Annotated in this window: 20 protein-coding genes and 1 tRNA gene; all 21 read right to left on the bottom strand. The window is 58.0% G+C overall.

Going from position 1 to position 19649, the window contains the following annotated elements; genetic code table 11:
- Positions 1-80 precede the first annotated feature (80 nt).
- The 21 genes from GZH91_RS07205 to secG all read right to left on the bottom strand — a co-directional run bounded on the left by GZH91_RS07205 (position 81) and on the right by secG (position 19643).
- Entirely contained in the window at positions 81-638 is a 558-nt protein-coding gene (locus GZH91_RS07205; RefSeq protein ID WP_147072592.1) for a hypothetical protein, read from the bottom strand.
- Positions 635-1864 (bottom strand): type II secretion system F family protein, encoded by a 1230-nt coding sequence (locus tag GZH91_RS07200; protein ID WP_147072594.1) that lies wholly within the window; start codon positions 1862-1864, stop codon positions 635-637. Before GZH91_RS07200 ends, GZH91_RS07205 begins: the two co-directional genes overlap by 4 nt.
- 57 nt (positions 1865-1921) lie before the next feature.
- Positions 1922-2299, bottom strand: a complete 378-nt coding sequence (locus GZH91_RS07195; protein WP_147072596.1) for a four helix bundle protein — start codon at positions 2297-2299, stop codon at positions 1922-1924.
- Positions 2300-2372: 73 nt separating this feature from the next.
- Complete coding sequence (locus GZH91_RS07190) at positions 2373-4076, bottom strand: GspE/PulE family protein (RefSeq protein ID WP_147072598.1); 1704 nt, start codon at positions 4074-4076, stop codon at positions 2373-2375.
- 106 nt (positions 4077-4182) lie between these two features.
- Entirely contained in the window at positions 4183-4476 is a 294-nt protein-coding gene (locus tag GZH91_RS07185; protein ID WP_147072600.1) for a DUF2818 family protein, read from the bottom strand.
- The gene (nuoN, locus tag GZH91_RS07180) at positions 4473-5918 is read right to left on the bottom strand and encodes an NADH-quinone oxidoreductase subunit NuoN (RefSeq protein ID WP_147072602.1); all 1446 of its coding nucleotides are present in this window, start codon (positions 5916-5918) and stop codon (positions 4473-4475) included. The genes GZH91_RS07185 and nuoN overlap by 4 nt, the downstream gene beginning before the upstream one ends.
- A 22-nt stretch (positions 5919-5940) precedes the next feature.
- Positions 5941-7428, bottom strand: a complete 1488-nt coding sequence (locus GZH91_RS07175) for an NADH-quinone oxidoreductase subunit M (RefSeq protein ID WP_147072604.1) — start codon at positions 7426-7428, stop codon at positions 5941-5943.
- Positions 7429-7468: 40 nt separating this feature from the next.
- Complete coding sequence (gene nuoL, locus GZH91_RS07170; protein WP_147072606.1) at positions 7469-9463, bottom strand: NADH-quinone oxidoreductase subunit L; 1995 nt, start codon at positions 9461-9463, stop codon at positions 7469-7471.
- Positions 9464-9495: 32 nt separating this feature from the next.
- Entirely contained in the window at positions 9496-9801 is a 306-nt protein-coding gene (gene nuoK, locus GZH91_RS07165) for an NADH-quinone oxidoreductase subunit NuoK (protein WP_147072608.1), read from the bottom strand.
- A 45-nt stretch (positions 9802-9846) separates the two neighbouring features.
- A complete protein-coding gene (locus GZH91_RS07160) occupies positions 9847-10482 on the bottom strand; it encodes an NADH-quinone oxidoreductase subunit J (protein ID WP_147072610.1) in 636 nt (211 codons plus the stop codon).
- A gap of 131 nt (positions 10483-10613) precedes the next feature.
- Entirely contained in the window at positions 10614-11102 is a 489-nt protein-coding gene (gene nuoI / locus GZH91_RS07155) for an NADH-quinone oxidoreductase subunit NuoI (protein WP_147072612.1), read from the bottom strand.
- A gap of 23 nt (positions 11103-11125) precedes the next feature.
- Positions 11126-12154 (bottom strand): NADH-quinone oxidoreductase subunit NuoH, encoded by a 1029-nt coding sequence (nuoH, locus tag GZH91_RS07150; RefSeq protein WP_147072614.1) that lies wholly within the window; start codon positions 12152-12154, stop codon positions 11126-11128.
- 1 nt (position 12155) lies between these two features.
- A complete protein-coding gene (gene nuoG, locus GZH91_RS07145) occupies positions 12156-14510 on the bottom strand; it encodes an NADH-quinone oxidoreductase subunit NuoG (protein ID WP_147072616.1) in 2355 nt (784 codons plus the stop codon).
- Between the two features lie 9 nt (positions 14511-14519).
- Positions 14520-15800 (bottom strand): NADH-quinone oxidoreductase subunit NuoF, encoded by a 1281-nt coding sequence (gene nuoF, locus GZH91_RS07140; RefSeq protein ID WP_147072618.1) that lies wholly within the window; start codon positions 15798-15800, stop codon positions 14520-14522.
- Position 15801: 1 nt separating this feature from the next.
- Positions 15802-16275: an NADH-quinone oxidoreductase subunit NuoE gene (gene nuoE / locus GZH91_RS07135; RefSeq protein ID WP_147072620.1), complete on the bottom strand. Its 474-nt coding sequence runs from the start codon at positions 16273-16275 to the stop codon at positions 15802-15804.
- Positions 16275-17528 (bottom strand): NADH-quinone oxidoreductase subunit D, encoded by a 1254-nt coding sequence (locus GZH91_RS07130; RefSeq protein ID WP_147072622.1) that lies wholly within the window; start codon positions 17526-17528, stop codon positions 16275-16277. Before GZH91_RS07130 ends, nuoE begins: the two co-directional genes overlap by 1 nt.
- Positions 17528-18127, bottom strand: coding sequence for an NADH-quinone oxidoreductase subunit C (locus tag GZH91_RS07125; RefSeq protein WP_147072624.1), 600 nt, complete (start codon positions 18125-18127; stop codon positions 17528-17530). Before GZH91_RS07125 ends, GZH91_RS07130 begins: the two co-directional genes overlap by 1 nt.
- A gap of 18 nt (positions 18128-18145) precedes the next feature.
- Positions 18146-18622 (bottom strand): NuoB/complex I 20 kDa subunit family protein, encoded by a 477-nt coding sequence (locus GZH91_RS07120; protein WP_124703488.1) that lies wholly within the window; start codon positions 18620-18622, stop codon positions 18146-18148.
- Entirely contained in the window at positions 18613-18969 is a 357-nt protein-coding gene (locus tag GZH91_RS07115; protein WP_147072626.1) for an NADH-quinone oxidoreductase subunit A, read from the bottom strand. The genes GZH91_RS07120 and GZH91_RS07115 overlap by 10 nt, the downstream gene beginning before the upstream one ends.
- A 165-nt stretch (positions 18970-19134) precedes the next feature.
- Positions 19135-19220: transfer RNA gene (locus GZH91_RS07110), tRNA-Leu, on the bottom strand.
- 48 nt (positions 19221-19268) lie between these two features.
- Entirely contained in the window at positions 19269-19643 is a 375-nt protein-coding gene (gene secG / locus GZH91_RS07105; RefSeq protein ID WP_147072628.1) for a preprotein translocase subunit SecG, read from the bottom strand.
- Positions 19644-19649 lie beyond the last annotated feature (6 nt).

The following is a 19649-nucleotide window of genomic DNA, read 5'->3' as shown; positions in this document are numbered from 1 at the left end:
CACTCCTCCATGTCCCGCCATTGAAAAGCGCGGTAAATTCTGTGTTCCGCATATAGCACAAACCATGCCACCGCCCAGCATCAATCATGCCGAGTGATCATGGTCAGGGCCACACCTTCCACTTTGCGTGCGCCACCCTCCCCTGTTTGCTGCGGATGGTGCACTGCAGTGACGCGGAAGCGCAGCGCTTTTTCCCGCGCCGGGCCCGCTTCGAATAGCTTGTCGCGGCGCAACCGATAAACCAGTTCATGGCGTCCGCTATCGAAATACCAGCTGTTCGCGGGGATCGCGTGCTGTTCCGGGTGGGCCAATTGCCCAATGTAGTTGGGAGGCGGCGCCGCCAGCCATGTTATGGGGTTTTCATGCAGCAGACTGCCGATTTCATCGGTCCTGTCCTGCATCATCAGCTCTGCCACGCGCAGCCGCAGGCCGCTGCGCATGTTGATGACGGTCATTTCCATGACAGCCTGTTCAGCCAGTGCCTGGTAGCGCAGAAATTGGTCGTACAGCAGGACTGACAGCACACTGGCTATGAAAATGATCCCCACCAGCTCGAACCGGGTGAAGCCGACCCGCCTTCCCCTATCCAGAATAACTGACGTCAGGCGGCAGAATTTGCCACCCCGTGCATATTTCATTTGTGCAACGCGACCTTGCCGAGGTCCCAGATCGGCAGGAATACGCCCAGGGCAAGGACCAGAACGATGATGCCCAGGCCAACAATCAGGATGGGCTCGATTTGCGACGACAGCGTTTTGAGTTCGTAATCCACTTCGCGCTCATACATTTCGGCAATCTCGTCCATCAGGCTGTCGAGCTCGCCGGTTTCCTCGCCCACCGCAACCATCTGCAACACCACCGGCGTAAACACGCCCGCCGTCACGGCAGTGCGCAGGATGCTTTCGCCGCGCTCAATGCCATCGCGCATTTGCGTGATGCGGCTGGCAATGTAGGCATTGTCCACCGTTTGTGCCACCACATTCAGGCCCTGTACGATGGGTACCCCACTCTTGCTGGCCAGCGCGAAGCTGCGCGCGAAACGTGCCAGCGCGCCTTTCAATACGATCTTGCCCACGATCGGGAAGCGCAGCTTGAGCTTGTCCCAGCGGTACCTGCCGGCGGCGGTGGCGATATAAATCCTGAACGCAAATCCGGCACCGACGACCAATGCCAGCATAAGCGGCCAGAACCTGACCATGAAATTGGAGAAACCGATGAGTATCTGCGTCATGAGCGGCAGTTCGGCATTGAATCCCGCATACACTTTGGCAAACGCCGGGATCACAAACAGGTTGATCACCGTGATGGCCACCGCCATGGCAATCACCACGAACATCGGGTAACGCATGGCTGTATGTACCCGTTCGCGCATCAGGCGCTCGAATTCGAGATGATCAAACAGGCGCAGGAAGATATCTTCCAGGCGCCCGGTCATTTCCCCGACACGCACCATGCTCAGGTAGAAAGCAGAAAAAACTTCGGGATGACGACGCATGGCTGCGGAAAGCTCACGGCCAGAGTCCAGCGATTCGCGGATATCGCCCAGCACACGCCCAAACGATTTGTTGATGGCGGATTCCTGCAAACCTGCCAGCCCGCGCATGATCGGCACGCCGGCCTTGAGCAGGGTGTAGAGCTGCCGGCTGAACAGCTGTACATCAATGGAGCGGATCTTTTCTTCGGTCAACCGCGCCCACCAGCCGCCTTCGCCGCCCAATGCCGGTTTTTTGGTCGGCGCGATTTCAATCGGGGTGATGCCGGTGTTGAAAAGCTGCTCCGCTACGGCACCGCTGTCGGGGCTTTCGAGCACCCCTTGCACCAGTTCACCGTGGGCATTGCGGGCTTTGTAGGCGAAGAAAGGCATGCTATGAAACCCGCAAGGCAAAAGGCAAAAATGGGGCGGGTAATTGACTATCATTTTTCATTTTTCAATCCCTTTGGTTTTTGCTGTGCCTTTGACAGTGGCTACTGATTTTGAAAGTATCGCTTTTAGTTGAGCCGATTCGCCTATGACCACCACTAGCGTCTCTTGAGGGAGCATCTCGGTTTTGGCCAACAAGCGCAGCCAATAGTTGGATTCGCGCAGCTCTTTCAGGGCGATCTGTAATTTATGAGCGAAATCATTCTTCGATTCCGCACCTTGGGCTTCCTCAAAATTTGTGCCAACGGACGTGCCGCTGCGCAACAGTTGATCCCCAATCCGTCTGCCGGCAATAGTAGACGGCAAAGATTCGACCAGTTTGATGATGGTTGCTCCATACACTAACAATCGTTCATCCAGATCACGTTTCACCGCCATTTTTTGCCTTATGCCTTTAGCTTTTAATTTTTGCCTTTCGCCTTTCGCCTTTCGCCTTTTGATTTCCTTCCCCCTAGTCCTCGAACTGATTGCTGATGCGCATCGCTTCAGCCACCGTGGTTTTTCCCGCGGCAGCCAGCACTACGGCATGCCTGCGCAGCGTCTGTCCGGCCATTTGTGCGTGAGCCGCTTTCATGAAGTGCGCCGGTTCGTGATGGTTGGCGGCATCCGCCAGAGCTTCTGTCATTTCCAGCATTTCGTATACGCCTGTGCGGCCGCGGTAGCCGGTGCCGTTGCAATGCACGCAGCCGCGCCCATGCAAATAACGGCGCGTGTCAACGGTATCCCCCAACTCGGCTTTCAACCATTCATGCTCAGTGGCTTTTAACTCATAGGGCTCGGTGCAGTTCGCGCAAATGAGCCGCACCAGACGCTGGGCCAGCACGACCTGCAAGGAGGTGGCCACCATGTAGCGCGGCACGCCCATATCCAGCAAACGCACGGGTGTGCTTGCCGCGTCGTTGGTATGCAGGGTGGACAATACCAGGTGGCCGGTCATGGCTGCGCGCATGCCGATCTGGGCAGTGTCCTGGTCGCGCATCTCGCCTACCAGCACCACATCCGGGTCCTGGCGCAACGCAGAACGCAGCACCCGCGCAAACGTCAGTTCGATTTTGTCGTTGACCTGCACCTGGTTGATGCCGGGCAGGCGATATTCAACCGGGTCCTCAACGGTAATCAGTTTTCTTTCCAGCGTATTCAGTTCGGCCAGCGCGCCATACAGGGTGGTGGTTTTACCGCTCCCGGTCGGGCCGGTCACCAGCACCAGCCCGTTCGGGCGGCGCAGGATGGCGCGAAATCTTTCCAGCATGCCGGGCGGCATGCCGATTGAATCCAGCTTGAGCGTCGTGCCGCTCTGGTTCAACAAGCGCATCACCACCGACTCGCCGTACTGGGTGGGCATGGTGGAGATACGCACGTCGATCTGCTGCTGCTTGACCTTGATGGCGAAGCGCCCGTCCTGGGGCAGGCGTTTTTCCGAGATATCCAGACCCGACATCAACTTGAGGCGCAGCGCCAGGGCCGAGGCAATCTTGATGTCGGATTCGGTCTGCAGATGCAGCACGCCGTCGATGCGGAAGCGGATTTGCAGGCGCCCTTCCTGCGGCTCGATGTGGATATCGGATGCCCGCACCTGCGTCGCATCATCGAATACCGACTGCAGGAGTTTGACTACCGGCGCTTCCTCAAGCCCAGCCGTCGCCCCCAGCGCGCCAAAATCCACATAGGTGTCGCCCAGATCCTGTTCCAGCTCGCGGGCAAAATCGGTTATCTCTTCAGTCTTGCGGTAAATGCGGTCGATGGTCTGCAGCAGTTCGCCCTCGTTCACCACGGCGAGCTCGATATTCCTTTTCACGGAACGGGCGATCTCGTCGTAAGCGAACAGGTCGGTGGGGTCGGCCAGGCCGAGCAACAGCGCGCTGCCGCGATCCTCCAGTGCTATGGCACGGAAGCGGCGCGCCTGGGTTTCCGGCAACAGGCGCACCGTATCGGGATTGAAGTTGTAATACTTGAGATCGATGTAGGGGATGTTGAGTTGCTTGGCCAGTGCGCCGGAAATCTGCTCTTCCGTGACAAAGCCATTTTCGACAAAAAAACGCCCTAGCTTGCGCCCGCTGCGTTTCTGCTCGCTTAATGCCAACTGGAGCTGTTCTTCAGAAAGCAGCTTTTGCTGAACCAAAAGTTCACCCAGGCGAACTTTTTCCGGCCTGGCCATAGCGCTCCTTTATTATCTGCTTATTGATGTAACACCAAGTAACGGCCAGTAATGGTATTACTGTAGCAACAACCCTGCCTGAGTATTCAGGCGCTCCCTGGTTCTGCTAACGCCGCCACAAATAACGGTATACAAATCCGGGATAGGCCATTACCAGAAACAGACAGGCGGTAACCGCATAAAACTCCCAGTTCTGGTGTTGCACGGGGCCAATCTTGCGCTGCAGCAGGAAACCCACGCCACCCACCAGAAAGTACAGCACGAGCAGTTCCAGCGCGCGCCAGCCCAGCGCTTTGTGACTATCCCTGGGGGCAATGACGAAAAAGATGCGCTCCAGCAAAAACGGCAGATTGGCGGCGACCAGTGCGGTCAGCAGCAAGGCAATAACAGGGGCATTCATAGCGATTTACCTATAGCATAAGCACACAGCGCCATCAGCGGCTGCGGCACAATACCAAGGACCAGCATACCCAGCCCGTTGGCGCTCATCAATACGCGCATGTCGCCCTGGGGTGCGATCGGGGTCATGTCATGCGGCTTGTCAAAATACATCAGTTTGACCACGCGCAAATAATAAAATGCGCCGATCAGCGAGAAAATGACTGCGACTACGGCCAGCCAGGTGTAACCGGCATGAATCACCGCCTGCAGCACCGACAACTTGGCGTAGAAACCTACCGTGGGCGGGATGCCGGCCAGCGAGAACATGATCAGCAGCAGCATGAATGCATACCATGGGCTACGCTGATTGAGCCCCTTGAGGTCGTCAAGCTTGTCGGCCTCGAAGCCTTTGCGCGACAGCAGCAGGATCATGCCGAATGAACCCAGCCCCATGAACACGTAGCTGATCATGTAGAACATGGCGGACGTGTAGCCGTTGATATCGGCGGCCAGCAGGCCGAGCAGCAGAAAGCCCATGTGCGAGATGGTGGAGTAAGCCAGCATGCGCTTGAAATTGGTCTGGGCGATGGCCGTTATATTGCCCACCGCCATGGACAATACCGCCATGATGACCAGCATGGATTGCCAGTCGGGGGACAGCGACTGCAGCCCTTGCGCCAGGATACGCAACACGAAACCCAGTGCGGCAATTTTACTGGCGGTACCGATAAACAGCGTGATGGCCGTGGGCGCACCGTGGTACACGTCCGGAATCCACATATGGAATGGCGCCACGCCAAGCTTGAACGCCAGTCCCGCCACCACGAATACCAGACCGAACACCAGCACGGTATTGTTGCCCAGCCCCTGTTGCAACACAGCGGCGATTTTGGCGATCTCCAGGCTGCCGGTGGCGCCATAAAGCATGGACATGCCGTACAGCAGCATGCCCGACGCCAGTGCACCCAGCACAAAGTATTTCATTGCCGCTTCGGCTGCCACTGCCGAGTCGCGCTGCAGCGCCACCAGCGCATACAGCGACAGGCTCAGCAGTTCCAGTCCCATGTACAGGGTAAGGAAATGACTGGCGGAGATCATCACCATCATGCCCAGCGTGGCGAACAGCATCAGCACGAAGAACTCGCCCTGGAACATGCCGCGCACGCGGATATATTCGCGCGAGTAGACCATGGTCACCGCAACGCTGAAATACACCATAAGCTTCAGCACATCGGCCAGCATGTCATTGACAAACATGCCGTGCATGGCATACACCACGCCGCCACCCGCACCGGAAAAAGTCAGCCAGCCGCAGCCCAGCAGCGTGGACAGGCTGAGAATATAAGTAATGTAACGATGTTCATCGCTGAGAAACAGGTCAAAAATCAGGATGAAGGAAACGGCCGCCAGCAGAAAGATTTCCGGCAGCAGCGGCGTCAGGTCGGTGAGGGCAAAATTCATCTGTAGTCCTTATCAATACAGCTTAGGGCAGTTTGCTCTGCGCCACGTGGGCGAGCAGGTTGTTCACCGAGGTATGCATGACATCGGTTACCGGCTTGGGGTAGACGCCCATTGCCAGCACCGCCACCGCGAGTACGGCAAGGAAGCCGAATTCGCGCGCACCGATGTCCTGCATGTCATCCACGTGCGGGTTGGTGATATTGCCGAACACCACGCGCTTGTACATCCACAATGTATAGGCTGCACCCAGAACCAGGGTGGTTGCAGCCAGGAAGGCGTACCAGAAGTTGACCTTGATGGCGCTCATGATGACCATGAATTCACCGATGAAGCCGCTGGTGGCGGGCAAGCCGGCATTGGCCATGGCAAACAGCATGAAGAACGCCGCAAACATCGGCATTTTTTTAGCCAGACCGCCGTAGTCGCCGATCTGGCGTGAGTGCAGGCGATCATACATCACGCCTACGCTCAGGAACATCGCGGCAGAGATGAAGCCGTGCGAGATCATCTGCACCAGCCCGCCCTCCATGCCGAGGGTATTGAACATGAAAAAGCCCAGGGTGACGAAACCCATATGCGAAATGGAAGAATAGGCGATGAGCTTTTTCATGTCGCTCTGCGCCAGTGCAACAAAGCTGATGTACACCACCGCGATCAGCGAAATGGTGATGATGAAGCCGGACAGGTAATGGCTGGCGTCCGGCGCAATCGGCAGGTTGAAGCGCAGGAAACCGTAAGCGCCGATTTTCAGCGTAATTGCCGCCAGCACCACCGAACCGCCGGTGGGCGCCTCGACGTGGGCATCCGGCAGCCAGGTATGCACCGGCCACATCGGCACCTTCACCGCGAACGACAGGAAGAAGGCGATGAAGATCAGTATCTGCGCGCTCATGCCGATGGGCAGGCGCTGATAATCCAGAATCTCGAAGCTGCCGCCGGACTGGAAATACAGGTAGATAAACGCCACCAGCATCAACAGCGAGCCCATCAGGGTGTACAGGAAGAACTTGACCGCCGCGTACACGCGGTTTGGCCCGCCCCAAATACCAATCACCAGGAACATGGGAATCAGCATGGCCTCGAAAAACACATAGAACAGCATCGCATCCATCGCCGCAAACACCCCATTGATGAGGCCGGACATGATGAGGAAGGCTGCCATGTATTGTGCGGTCTTGTTCTGGATGACCTGCCATCCGGCAATCACCACCAGCACCGTGGTGAAACTGTTGAGCAGCACGAAGGGCATGGCTATGCCGTCCACGCCGAGGTGATAGTGGATATTGAATGCCGGAATCCAGCGCGCCAGCTCGGTGAACTGCATGCTGGCGGAGAACGGGTCAAACCGGGTGTAGAGCGGCAGGGTAACAATGAAGCCAAGCAGGGCACCCAGCAGGGCAATCCAGCGCGCCAGCGGCGCATTGCGATCCGATCCCGTGGCAAGCACCAGCACGCCGGCGATGATCGGCACCCAGATGGACAGGCTCAGTAGTGGGTATCCAGCTAGCATAAATTCCCTATTCCCTTGTATTTATTCGTCATGTGTTGCGTCAGGCTGCGCGTACAAACCAGGTAATCAGCGCAAACACGCCAATAATCATGGCAAAAGCGTAATGATAGATGTAGCCGGACTGGAAGTTGCGAATCACCCTGGAGAACCATCCCACCACACGCGCCGCACCATTGACGAAGAAACCATCGATCAGTTTCACATCACCGTAGCGCCACAGAACGTTACCCAGCTTGCGGGCGCCACCGGCAAAGAACCAGTCGTTGAACGTATCGAAACCGTATTTGTTTTCCAGGATTGCGTAAATCAGGCTGAAGCGTTCCTTGATCGCGGCAGGGATGTCCGGACGTTTCATGTAGAAGAACCAGGACAGCGCGACACCGGAAAACGCCAGCCAGAACGGCAGCGTAGTCAATGCATGCAGCGCCATCGCGCCGGCACCGTGGAACTCCTGCCTGAGTTCCGCCATGGCCGGATGCAAGTCATTGTTGATAAAAATCGCACTCTTGAAGTAGTCGCCATACAGCATCGGATCAATCGTAAAATAGCCGATTGCCAGTGAAGGTATCGCCAGCAGGATCAACGGCAAGGTGACCACCAAGGAGGATTCGTGCGGCTTGCCACCATGGCCGTGGTCATCGTGACCATGCGCGTGACTTTCATGGAGGGGAAAACGCTCCTTGCCGTGGAACACCAGGAAATACAGGCGGAACGAATAGAAGGCGGTGACAAACACCCCCGCCACTACGGCGAAGTAGGCGAAACCGGAACCGGGCAGCCGCGACAGCGACACTGCCTCGATGATGCTGTCCTTGGAATAGAAGCCGGACAGGAACGGCGTGCCGATCAGTGCCAGCGAACCGACCAGGAAGGTGATCCAGGTGATCGGCATGTACTTGCGCAGGCCGCCCATGTTGCGGATATCCTGGTCGTGGTGCATGCCAATGATGACCGAGCCTGCCGCCAGGAACAGCAGCGCCTTGAAGAAAGCATGGGTCATCAGGTGAAACACCGCCACCGAGTAGGCGGAAGCGCCCAGCGCCACCGTCATGTAGCCCAGCTGGGACAAGGTGGAATACGCTACCACGCGCTTGATGTCGTTCTGGATGATGCCAAGGAAACCCATGAACAGCGCGGTAATCGCACCAATCACCATCACCACCGACAGCGCGGTCTGCGACAGCTCGAACAGCGGTGACATGCGCGCCACCATGAAGATGCCCGCCGTCACCATGGTCGCGGCATGAATCAGCGCCGAGATCGGGGTGGGGCCTTCCATCGAATCCGGCAGCCAGACGTGCAGCGGAAACTGCGCCGACTTACCCATCGCACCGATGAACAGCAGGATGCAGATCAGCGTCAGCAACGACCATTCCTGTCCCGGCAGGATGCTGATGGTGTGGCTCGCCATGGCCGGCGCCTGGGCGAATACCGAGGCGTAATCCAGGGTACCGAAGTAGGTCAGCACCAGACCGATGCCAAGCAGAAAACCGAAATCACCCACGCGGTTTACTAAAAACGCTTTCAGGTTGGCGTAAATCGCCGTGGGACGGGTATGCCAGAAGCCAATCAGCAGATAGGACACCAGACCCACCGCCTCCCAGCCGAAGAACAGCTGGAGGAAGTTGTTGGCCATCACCAGCATCAGCATGGAGAAAGTAAACAGCGAAATGTAGCTGAAGAAGCGTTGATAGCCGGGGTCGTCGCGCATGTAGCCGATGGTGTAGATGTGCACCATGAGCGAGACGAAGCTCACCACCAGCATCATCATGGTGGTGAGCGGGTCGATCAGAAACCCGATCTCGAAACGGAGATCGCCGCTGCTCATCCAGGTGTAGACAGTGCCGTTGAATACGTGTCCGGCCTGCACGTCCTGGAAGATAATCCAGGAAACCCAGCACGCCACCGCCACGCCGGCGATGGTCACCAGGTGCGACAAGGTGCGCCCGATAGCCCAGCCGAACAGGCCGGCAATGACCGAGCCGAGCAGCGGCGCCAGCGGCACCAGGAGATAAAGCTTTTGCATTTCCGTCATGGTTAGTTCCCGTCGGGTTCGCCTGAGCGCCCTTAGCCTTTTAGATGATCCAGATCGTCCACGTTGATGGTATGCAGGTTGCGGAACAGCACCACCAGAATCGCCAGGCCAATGGCGGATTCCGCCGCTGCCACGGTAAGAATGAAGAACACGAAAATCTGCCCGGCGGTATCGCCCATATAGTGCGAGAAGGCGATGAAATTCATGTTCACCGACAACAGCATGAGCTCGATCGCCATCAACAGGATGATGACGTTCTTGCGATTCAGAAATATGCCCAGCACGCTGATGGCGAACAATATCGCGCCCAGCACCAGGTAGTGTGAAAGTGACAGCACGGGTATCCCCCCTATGGTTGCGGTGCCTGCAATAACGCTGGCGAATTATTTTTCCGGTTGCGTAACTGGTTCAGCCAGTACGGTTTTTTCAGACGGCATGGAAACCATGCGAATGCGGTCTGCACGCTTGATTTTCACCTGCTGTGCCGGATCCTGATATTTGGTGTGCTTGCGGCGGCGCATGGTGAGCGCAATGGCGGCCACTATCGCCACCAGCAGAATCACCGCAGCCAGCTCGAACGGGTATACGTAATCGGTGTAGAGCAAGCGACCCAGTTCCTTGGTGTTGCTGTAATTTGCAGCGTGGGCAATGGGTGCAGGAACCGCACTCAGGCCGAACTGTTTACCACCCAGCACAACTGCCATTTCCAATACCATCAGTGTCGCTACGATAGCGGCCAGCGGCAGGTAATCCCAGAAGCCTTCGCGCAGCTTGTCGAGGTTGATGTCGAGCATCATCACCACGAACAGGAACAGCACCATTACCGCCCCCACATATACCAGCACCAGGGTAATGGCGAGGAACTCCGCCTCCAGCATCAGCCACAGGCCGGCTGCGGTAAAAAATGCCAGCACCAGGAACAGCGCCGCGTGTACCGGGTTGCGCGCGGTGATGACGCGTACTCCGGCAAACAGCAATATCGCCGAGAAGAAATAAAAAACTGCGGTTTCAAAATTCATGCATATCCACCTAATTCTTGGACAGGATTAACAGGATTGTTCAGGATTAACACGGGGCTGCAACAGAGCACGTCAGATTCGCATTTTTTCCTGTCAGTCCTGCAAGAAATCCCGTTAATCCGGTCCATGTTCTAACGGTATTTGGCATCTGCGGCACGCGCTGCAGCAATTTGCGCTTCATATTTGTCACCCACGGCAAGCAGCATTTCCTTGGTGTAATTGAGGTCGCCGCGTTTCTCGCCGTGGTATTCGAGGATGTGGGTTTCCACGATCGAGTCCACCGGGCAGGATTCTTCACAGAAGCCACAGAAAATACACTTGGTCAGATCAATATCGTAGCGTGTGGTGCGACGCGTGCCGTCGTCGCGCTGTTCCGATTCGATGGTAATCGCCAGCGCCGGACATACCGCTTCACACAGTTTGCAGGCGATGCAGCGCTCCTCGCCATTGGGGTAGCGGCGCAGCGCATGCAGGCCGCGGAAGCGCGGCGACATCGGGGTTTTTTCCTCGGGGAACTGCACCGTGATCTTGCGTGCGAACAGATGCCGCCCGGTCAGGGCCATGCCGCGCAACAGCTCGGTGAGCAGCATGCTGGAGAAGAAGTGTTTAATCGCTTTCATCAAATTACTCCGTGATTCCACGCTCAGTGGAACAGGTAGCCGTAACGGGTTTGCATCATGCCACCCACGAACAGCAGCCAGATCAGGGTGACCGGAATGAATACCTTCCAGCCCAGGCGCATGATCTGGTCGTAGCGATAGCGCGGGAAAGTGGCGCGGAACCACAGGAACAGGAACAGTACAAAACCCACTTTCAACATCAGCCAGACGAAGCCGGGTACCCAGGTGAACGGCGCAAAATCAAACAGCGGATTCCAGCCACCCAGGAACATCAGCGCGGTGAGCGTGGCAATCAGAATCATGTTGGCGTATTCGGCGAGGAAGAATACCGCGAACGCCATTCCGGAGTATTCCACGTGGAAACCGGCCACGATCTCGGATTCGCCTTCGGCCACGTCAAACGGGGCGCGGTTGGTTTCCGCCACACCGGCGATCAGGTACACGATAAACATCGGCAGCAGCGGCAGCCAGTACCAGCTGAACACCCCCCCCGCCTGCCCCTTCACGATGTCGACCAGGTTCAGACTCTGCGCAGCCATCAACACGCCCACCAGCGCAAAGCCCATGGCGATTTCGTAAGATACGATCTGCGCGGCCGAACGCAGACTGCCGAGGAATGCGTATTTGGAATTGGATGCCCAGCCTGCAATGATCACGCCGTACACACCCATGGAAGTGATCGCCATGATATAGAGCAGGCCGGCGTCCACGTTGGCCAGCACCAGCTCAGGGCTGAACGGTATCACCGCCCAGGCCGCCAGCGCCGGGGCGATGGTCAGCACCGGCGCCAGCACGAACAGGAACTTGTTGGAACCGCTGGGAATGATGATTTCCTTCATCATCAGCTTGAGACCGTCGGCAATCGGTTGCAGCAAGCCCTTGAAACCGACCCGGTTGGGGCCGATGCGTACCTGCATGTAGCCGATCACCTTGCGCTCGGCGTAGGTGAGGTAGGCCACCGCAATCATCAATGGGCCGACAATGGCAATAATCTTGGCCAGCGACCACACTGCCGGCCAGGTGAAACCAAACAGGTTTTGCAGAAATTCCATGTTATGCACGCTCCACGGAGACTTCACCCAGCATCGCACCCAGCGTGGCGGTCAGCGGGTGCGCAGCGGCTAACCGCACACAATGATCGGGCAGGCGGTCATCGGCCAACGCCCGCACCACAGCACGCGCATCGCCCTGACGCACCGTCACCATAGCGCCATCGGCGAGACCCAGGCGCGCCAGCAAGGCCGGGTGCATGGACGCATTGGGCAATGCTGCCGCGCGCGTGCCATGCAGCGACGCGGCACGGCGCACGATGGCATCGGCCTGGTACATCGGCACTTCGCCCACACGGGTCAATGTGTCAGCAATCGCGGCCGATTGCAGTACCGGTTTGGACAGGCGGTTATTGAGCGCACCTGCGGCCAGGGTGCTGCCGCCCAGCGCATCCTGACGCACGGCTTCACTGGTATCGTAGTCGAAGCCTTTCACTCCCAGCATGGTGCCCAGCACGCGCAATACCTTCCATGCCGGACGCGTTTCGCCCAGCGGCCTGACCGTGCCGTTGAAACTCTGCACGCGACCTTCGGTACTGATGAAGGTGCCCGAGGTTTCACTGAACGGGGCAATCGGCAACAGCACGTCGGCATACTCCAGTGCGGTATGCTTGTAGGCGCTCATCGCCACCACCATGTCCGCAGACTGCAGTGCGCGCATGGCGGCGGCCGGGTCATTGCAATCCAGTTCCGGTTCCGCACCCAGCAGCAGATAAGCCTTGCGCGGCGCAGTCATCATGGCAGCGGCATGCATGCCCGCCTTCAGACCAGGCTTGGATGGCACCGCGCCCGCAATGTAGGCGCCGACGCTATTGGCCGACTCGCCCAGACAACCGAAATTTGCCTCGGCAAGATCAGCGATGACTTCAGCCAGGCTATGCAGCTCGGCGTACTGGGGATGATGCTGCGCCAAATTGCCCAGGAATACAGCGCAGCGCCCACTGCCTGCCAGGCTGGCGGCGATGGCGCGCGCGGCTGCACCGACCGCGACGTCCGCGATCACGGCTTTGACGGCTGCGGGCAGTCCGGTCTGTCTGATCTCGGCCAATGCCAGCGCGATTTGCGCCAGGGTGTTGACCATGGCTTGCGGAGGCACGATCGCCTGGTTGGCGATTCTGGTCAGCAGATCGTCGTCCACCGGATTGACCAGGTTAAGCTGCGCGCCATGTTTGACGGCCTGGCGCAGGCGATGCGCGAGCAGGGGATGATCCTGGCGCAGTGTGCTGCCAACAATCAAAACACGTTGCAACTGATCCATATCCGCTACCGCCATGCCCAGCCAGGGCGCGCCTTGCAGGCTGGCGTCCAGGCTGAAATCGGCCTGCGCCAGACGGGTGTCCACGTTACCGGAACCCAGCCCGCGCATCAGTTTTTGCAGCAGGTAGAGCTCTTCCACGGTCTGGTGTGGCGTAGCCAGCGCGCCGATGCTGTCGGCGCCGTGTTGCGCGCGAATCTGCTTGAGGCCGTTGGCGACATATTCCAGTGCGGTCTGCCAGTCCACTTCCAGCCATTTGCCATCCTGCTTGAGCAGCGGACGGGTGAGGCGCTGTGCGGAGTTCAATCCCTCATAGGAAAAGCGGTCCTTGTCCGCCAGCCAGCATTCGTTGACCGCTTCGTTTTCCAGTGGCAGCACGCGCATCACGCGGCCATCCTTGACTTGTACAATCAGATTGCTGCCCAGACCGTCGTGCGGACTCACCGACTTGCGCCGCGACAGTTCCCAGCTGCGCGCGGTATAGCGGAACGGCTTGCTGGTGAGCGCGCCGACCGGACACAGGTCGATGATGTTGCCGGACAGTTCGGAATCAATGGTCTTGTTGATAAACGGCATGATCTCGGAATGCTCGCCGCGCCCTACCTGCCCCATCTCCATGATGCCGGCGATTTCCTGGCCGAAGCGCACGCAGCGCGTGCAGTGGATGCAGCGCGTCATGTCGGTGGCAACCAGCGGGCCCAGGTCTTTTTCCTTCACCACGCGCTTGACTTCCTGATAGCGCGAACTGCTGCCGCCGTAGCCGACGGCCAGATCCTGCAAACTGCATTCACCGCCCTGGTCGCAAATCGGGCAATCCAGCGGGTGATTGATCAGCAGGAATTCCATGACACCCTTCTGCGCCTTGACGGCGTAGTCGGATTTGGTGAACACCTTCATCCCGTCGGTGATCGGCGTGGCGCAGGCCGGCAGCGGCTTGGCGGCTTTTTCCACCTGCACCAGGCACATGCGGCAGTTGGCCGCGATGGAGAGTTTCTTGTGATAGCAGAAATGCGGGATATAAATCCCGATCTGTGCAGCAGCTTCCATTATGGTGCCGCCCGCCGTCATCTGAACCTTGTTGCCGTCAATTTCGATCTCTAGCATCTGCTTCACCTAAGGGCTAACCATGCATTTGCCATGTTCGATATGGTGCTCGAACTCGTGGCGGTAATGTTTGAGCATTGCCTGCACCGGCATCGCTGCCGCATCCCCCAGACCGCAGATGGTACGGCCGCCGATGTTGTGGGCGACGTCGCTCAACAAGTCGAGGTCTTCCGGCCTGCCCTTGCCGTGCTCGATGCGGTGAATCACCCGATACAGCCAGCCGGTACCCTCGCGGCACGGGGTGCACTGGCCGCAGGATTCTTCGAAATAAAAGTAGGACAGCCGTTCCAGTGCTTTCACCATGCACACCGTTTCGTCCATGATGATGACCGAGCCCGCACCCAGCGCGGAGCCGGCTTTGGCGATGGAGTCGTAATCCATGGTGCACTGCATCATGATCTCGGCGGGCAGCACCGGTGTAGAAGAACCACCGGGAATGCAGGCCTTGAATGTGCGGCCGTCACGAATGCCGCCAGCCATTTCCAGCAGCTCGGCAAAAGGCATCCCCATCGGCACTTCATAGTTGCCGGGACGATTGACGTGCCCGGATACCGAGAAAATCTTGGTGCCGCCGTTGTTGGGCTTGCCCAGTTCCAGAAATTTCTGCCCGCCCTCACGAATGATGTAGGGGATGCTGGCAAACGTTTCCGTGTTGTTGATCGTGGTGGGCTTGCCGTACAGGCCGAAACTCGCCGGGAACGGCGGTTTAAAGCGCGGCTGGCCCTTCTTGCCCTCGATGGATTCGAGCAGCGCGGTTTCCTCGCCGCAGATATAGGCGCCGTAGCCATGATGGTTGAACAGGTGAAAACTGAAATCCGTGCCGCAGATGTTGTCACCCAGAAAACCGGCGTCCCTGGCTTCCTCGACCGCAGCTTCCATGCGTTCGTAGGTTTCCCATATTTCGCCGTGGATATAGTTGTAACCGCGCCGGGTGCCCAATGTATAGGCGGCGATCGCCATGCCCTCGATCAGCGCGTGCGGGTTCAACAGCATGATGTCACGATCCTTGAAGGTGCCGGGCTCGCCTTCGTCGGAATTGCACACCAGGTATTTGTCGCCATCGAAATGGCGCGGCATGAAACTCCACTTCAGACCGGTCGGGAATCCCGCCCCGCCACGGCCGCGCAGAGCCGATTTTTTGACCTCGGCAATGATGGTCTCGGCAGAAGTTTTCTCGCTCAGAATCTTGCGCAATGCCGCATAACCACCGTTGGCCACATAGGTGGACAGCTTCCACGATTCGGGAAGATGTGCCGTATTGAATATGACTTCGCCGCCTTTGATCACCATGTTATTTCAGCTCTTCGAGGATGCTGTCCACTTTCTCGGGTGTGAGAAAGCCTTCCATGCGGTGGTTATTGATCATGCACAGCGGCGCGTCGCCGCAGGCACCCATGCATTCACCTTCCTTCAGGGTAAAGCGGCCGTCCTCGGAGGTTTCGCCGAAACTACATCCCATCTTCTCTTTCAGGTGTTCGGCAATCTCCGGGGCCCCCATGAGCGCACAAGAGATGTTGGTGCACAGGGTGATCTTGTGCCTGCCCAAAGGGGCCGTGTTGTACATGTTGTAGAAAGTCGCCACTTCATACACTGCAATGGCCGGCATGCCCAGGTAATCGGCGACAAAGTCCATGGTTTCGGTGGACAGCCAGCCTTTTTCCACCTGGGCGATGCGCAGCGCCGACATCACCGCGGACTGGCGCTGATCAGCCGGGTATTTGGCAATTTCGTGGTCGATCCGGGCGCGGGAATCAGGGCTCAGCATTATCGGTCAATCTCCCCAAACACGATGTCTTGCGTGCCAATGATGGCAACCACGTCGGCAATCATATGACCGCGCGCCATCTCGTCAAGCGCGGCCAGATGCGGGTAGCCCGGCGCACGGATTTTCAGGCGGTAGGGCTTGTTGGCACCGTCTGACACGATATAGATACCGAATTCCCCTTTGGGGTGCTCAACCGCCGCATAGGCCTCGCCTGCCGGCACGTGCATGCCTTCGGTGAAAAGCTTGAAATGATGGATCAGTTCTTCCATGTTCTGCTTCATGTCCACCCGCGACGGCGGCGCCACTTTGTGATTGTCGGTAATGACCGGGCCGGGATTGCGGCGCAACCAATCCACGCATTGCCTGACGATACGGTTGCTTTGGCGCATTTCTTCCATGCGCACCAGATAGCGGTCGTAGCAGTCGCCATTCACCCCCACCGGAATGTCGAATTCCATGCGGTCGTAGACTTCGTAGGGCTGCTTCCTGCGCAGATCCCACTCAATCCCCGAGCCACGCAGCATGGGCCCGCTGAAACCCAGTGCCAGCGCGCGCTCCGGAGACACCACGCCGATGCCGACGGTGCGCTGCTTCCAGATACGGTTGTCGGTGAGCAGGGTTTCGTATTCGTCTACATAGGTCGGGAAGCGCTGGGTGAAGTCTTCGATGAAATCGAGCATGGAGCCCTGACGATTGGCGTTCATGCCACGAATCGCGGCGGCATTGTGAATCTTGGATGCCTGATACTGCGGCATACTGTCCGGCAGATCGCGGTAAACGCCGCCCGGCCGGTAATAGGCGGCATGCATGCGTGCGCCGGACACCGCCTCGTACACGTCCATCAGGTCTTCGCGCTCGCGGAACGCATACAGGAACACGGTCATCGCGCCGATATCCAGCGCGTGCGCGCCCAGCCACAGCAGGTGGTTGAGAATGCGGGTGATCTCGTCGAACATCACGCGGATGTATTGCGCGCGCTCCGGCACGGTAATGCCCATCAGTTTTTCGATGGCCATGACGTAGGCATGCTCATTGCTCATCATGGACACGTAGTCCAGGCGATCCATGTACGGCAGCGACTGCATGTAGGTCTTGTGTTCGGCAAGCTTTTCGGTGGCACGGTGCAGCAGGCCGATGTGCGGATCGGCGCGCTCGATTACTTCGCCATCCAGCTCGAGTACCAGGCGCAGCACGCCGTGGGCTGCCGGGTGCTGCGGCCCGAAGTTCATCGTGTAATTTCTGATTTCTGCCATCAGGCACGCTCTCCGTAGTTCTCTTCACGCACAATGCGTGGCGTCACCTCGCGCGGGTCTATGCTCACCGGCTGGTAAATCACGCGCTGCTGTTCCGGGTCGTAGCGCATTTCCACATTGCCGGACAGCGGAAAATCCTTGCGGAACGGGTGGCCGACGAAACCATAGTCAGTCAGAATGCGGCGCAGATCAGGATGACCGTCAAACACAATGCCAAACAGGTCGAACGCCTCGCGCTCGAACCAGTTGGCGGCAGGCCACACCTCCACCATGGATTGCACCACCGGGAAATCATCCTCCGGCGCGAATACACGCACGCGCACCCGGCGATTCTTGCTGATGGAGAGCAGGTGATACACCACGGCGTAACGCGCGCCTTCCCAGGTGCCATCACCATATGCGGAGTAATCCATTCCGCACAGGTCCATCAATTGCTCAAAGCGCAGGCCGGCATGGTCGCGCAGCGTCGTCATGACCTCTCTGAGGTCACTCGCGCGCACTTCGATGGTCAGCTCACCCAGGGCATCCTGTTGCCGGACAAGCCTGGTGCCCAGCGCGGTGATCAGGGTAACGGACAGGCTTTCCAGTGACGGATTCATGGCTTCTCGCTCTACCGGTTAACGCGCGATGGTGTTGGTGCGCTTGATTTTGTTTTGCAGCTGGATAATGCCGTAGAGCAGCGCTTCGGCGGTGGGCGGGCAGCCCGGCACATACACATCCACCGGTACGATGCGGTCGCAACCGCGCACCACAGAATAGGAATAGTGATAGTAGCCACCCCCATTGGCGCAGGAACCCATGGAAATCACCCAGCGCGGCTCGGCCATCTGGTCATACACCTTGCGTAGCGCGGGCGCCATTTTGTTGCACAGTGTGCCTGCCACAATCATTACGTCAGACTGGCGCGGACTGGGGCGAAACACAATGCCGAAACGATCCAGGTCGTAGCGCGATGCACCCGCCTGCATCATTTCCACCGCGCAGCAGGCCAGGCCAAAGGTCATCGGCCACAGCGAACCGGTGCGCGTCCAGTTAATCAGCTTGTCAGCCGTGGTGGTGACGAAACCTTTCTCCAAAACGCCTTCTATTCCCATTCCAGCGCTCCTTTCATCCACTCGTACACAAAGCCCACCACCAGGATGCCCAGAAACAGCGCCATCGCCAGGAAGCCGAACATGCCGATTTCCTCGAGCACGATTGCCCACGGGAACAGGAACGCGATCTCCAGGTCGAACAGGATGAACAGAATGGCAACCAGGTAATAGCGCACGTCGAATTTCATGCGCGCATCCTCAAAGGCCTCGAAGCCGCACTCGTAGGGCGAAAGTTTTTCACTGTCCGGGTGATTGGGCGCCAGCAGCCAGCCGAGCACCATCGGCCCTACGCCCACGGCGAGACCAATCAGCACGAACAATAAAACAGGAAAATAATTTTCTAGCATGCATCCGCTCCAAAGCCGTGCGCAACCATTCTCCGGAAGCGTGCACAGCGTTTCAGTTTAGTTGCGCGAAAAGCGTCGTGTCAAGCTGAAAAAAAGATTGTTTTATGCAAAACAATCAATCAGTTATGCGATCATCACAGCTGATTGCCACATAACCTGAATTTATGGTGCCGACGGCGAGACTCGAACTCGCACAGCTTTACGCCACTACCCCCTCAAGATAGCGTGTCTACCAATTTCACCACGTCGGCGTATTGACAGAACGGATTGATAATCCGCCCCAACGGCAACTCCCCCGATTACTTGGGAATTTCCCCGGCTTTTGACCCGGCGTTGCCTGGAACTGCATTACCTGAAGGCTGGGCTGGCGTGGGTACACTAGCGGGTGCCACAGGCTGAACTTGTACTTTTTGCTGACCTTGCATGACGCCGACAGCTTTGGTCTGATGACCCGAGAGATAGGTCAAACCCAGACTGGTCAGGAAAAAAACGGTGGCAAGGACGGCCGTGGCGCGACTCAGGAAATTGGCCGAACCGGTGGAGCCAAACAGGCTACCCGAAGCGCCACTGCCAAACGCCGCGCCCATGTCCGCGCCCTTGCCCTGCTGCAACAGCACCAGCACGATCACCGACACCGCCGCCAGCACATGCAAAACCCAAATAATTGTTTCCAAATCGAT

This window comes from Sulfuriferula plumbiphila (assembly GCF_009938015.1).
In the GTDB taxonomy this organism is placed as follows: domain Bacteria; phylum Pseudomonadota; class Gammaproteobacteria; order Burkholderiales; family Sulfuriferulaceae; genus Sulfuriferula; species Sulfuriferula plumbiphila.
This window is presented reverse-complemented; position numbering and strand designations above follow the sequence as displayed.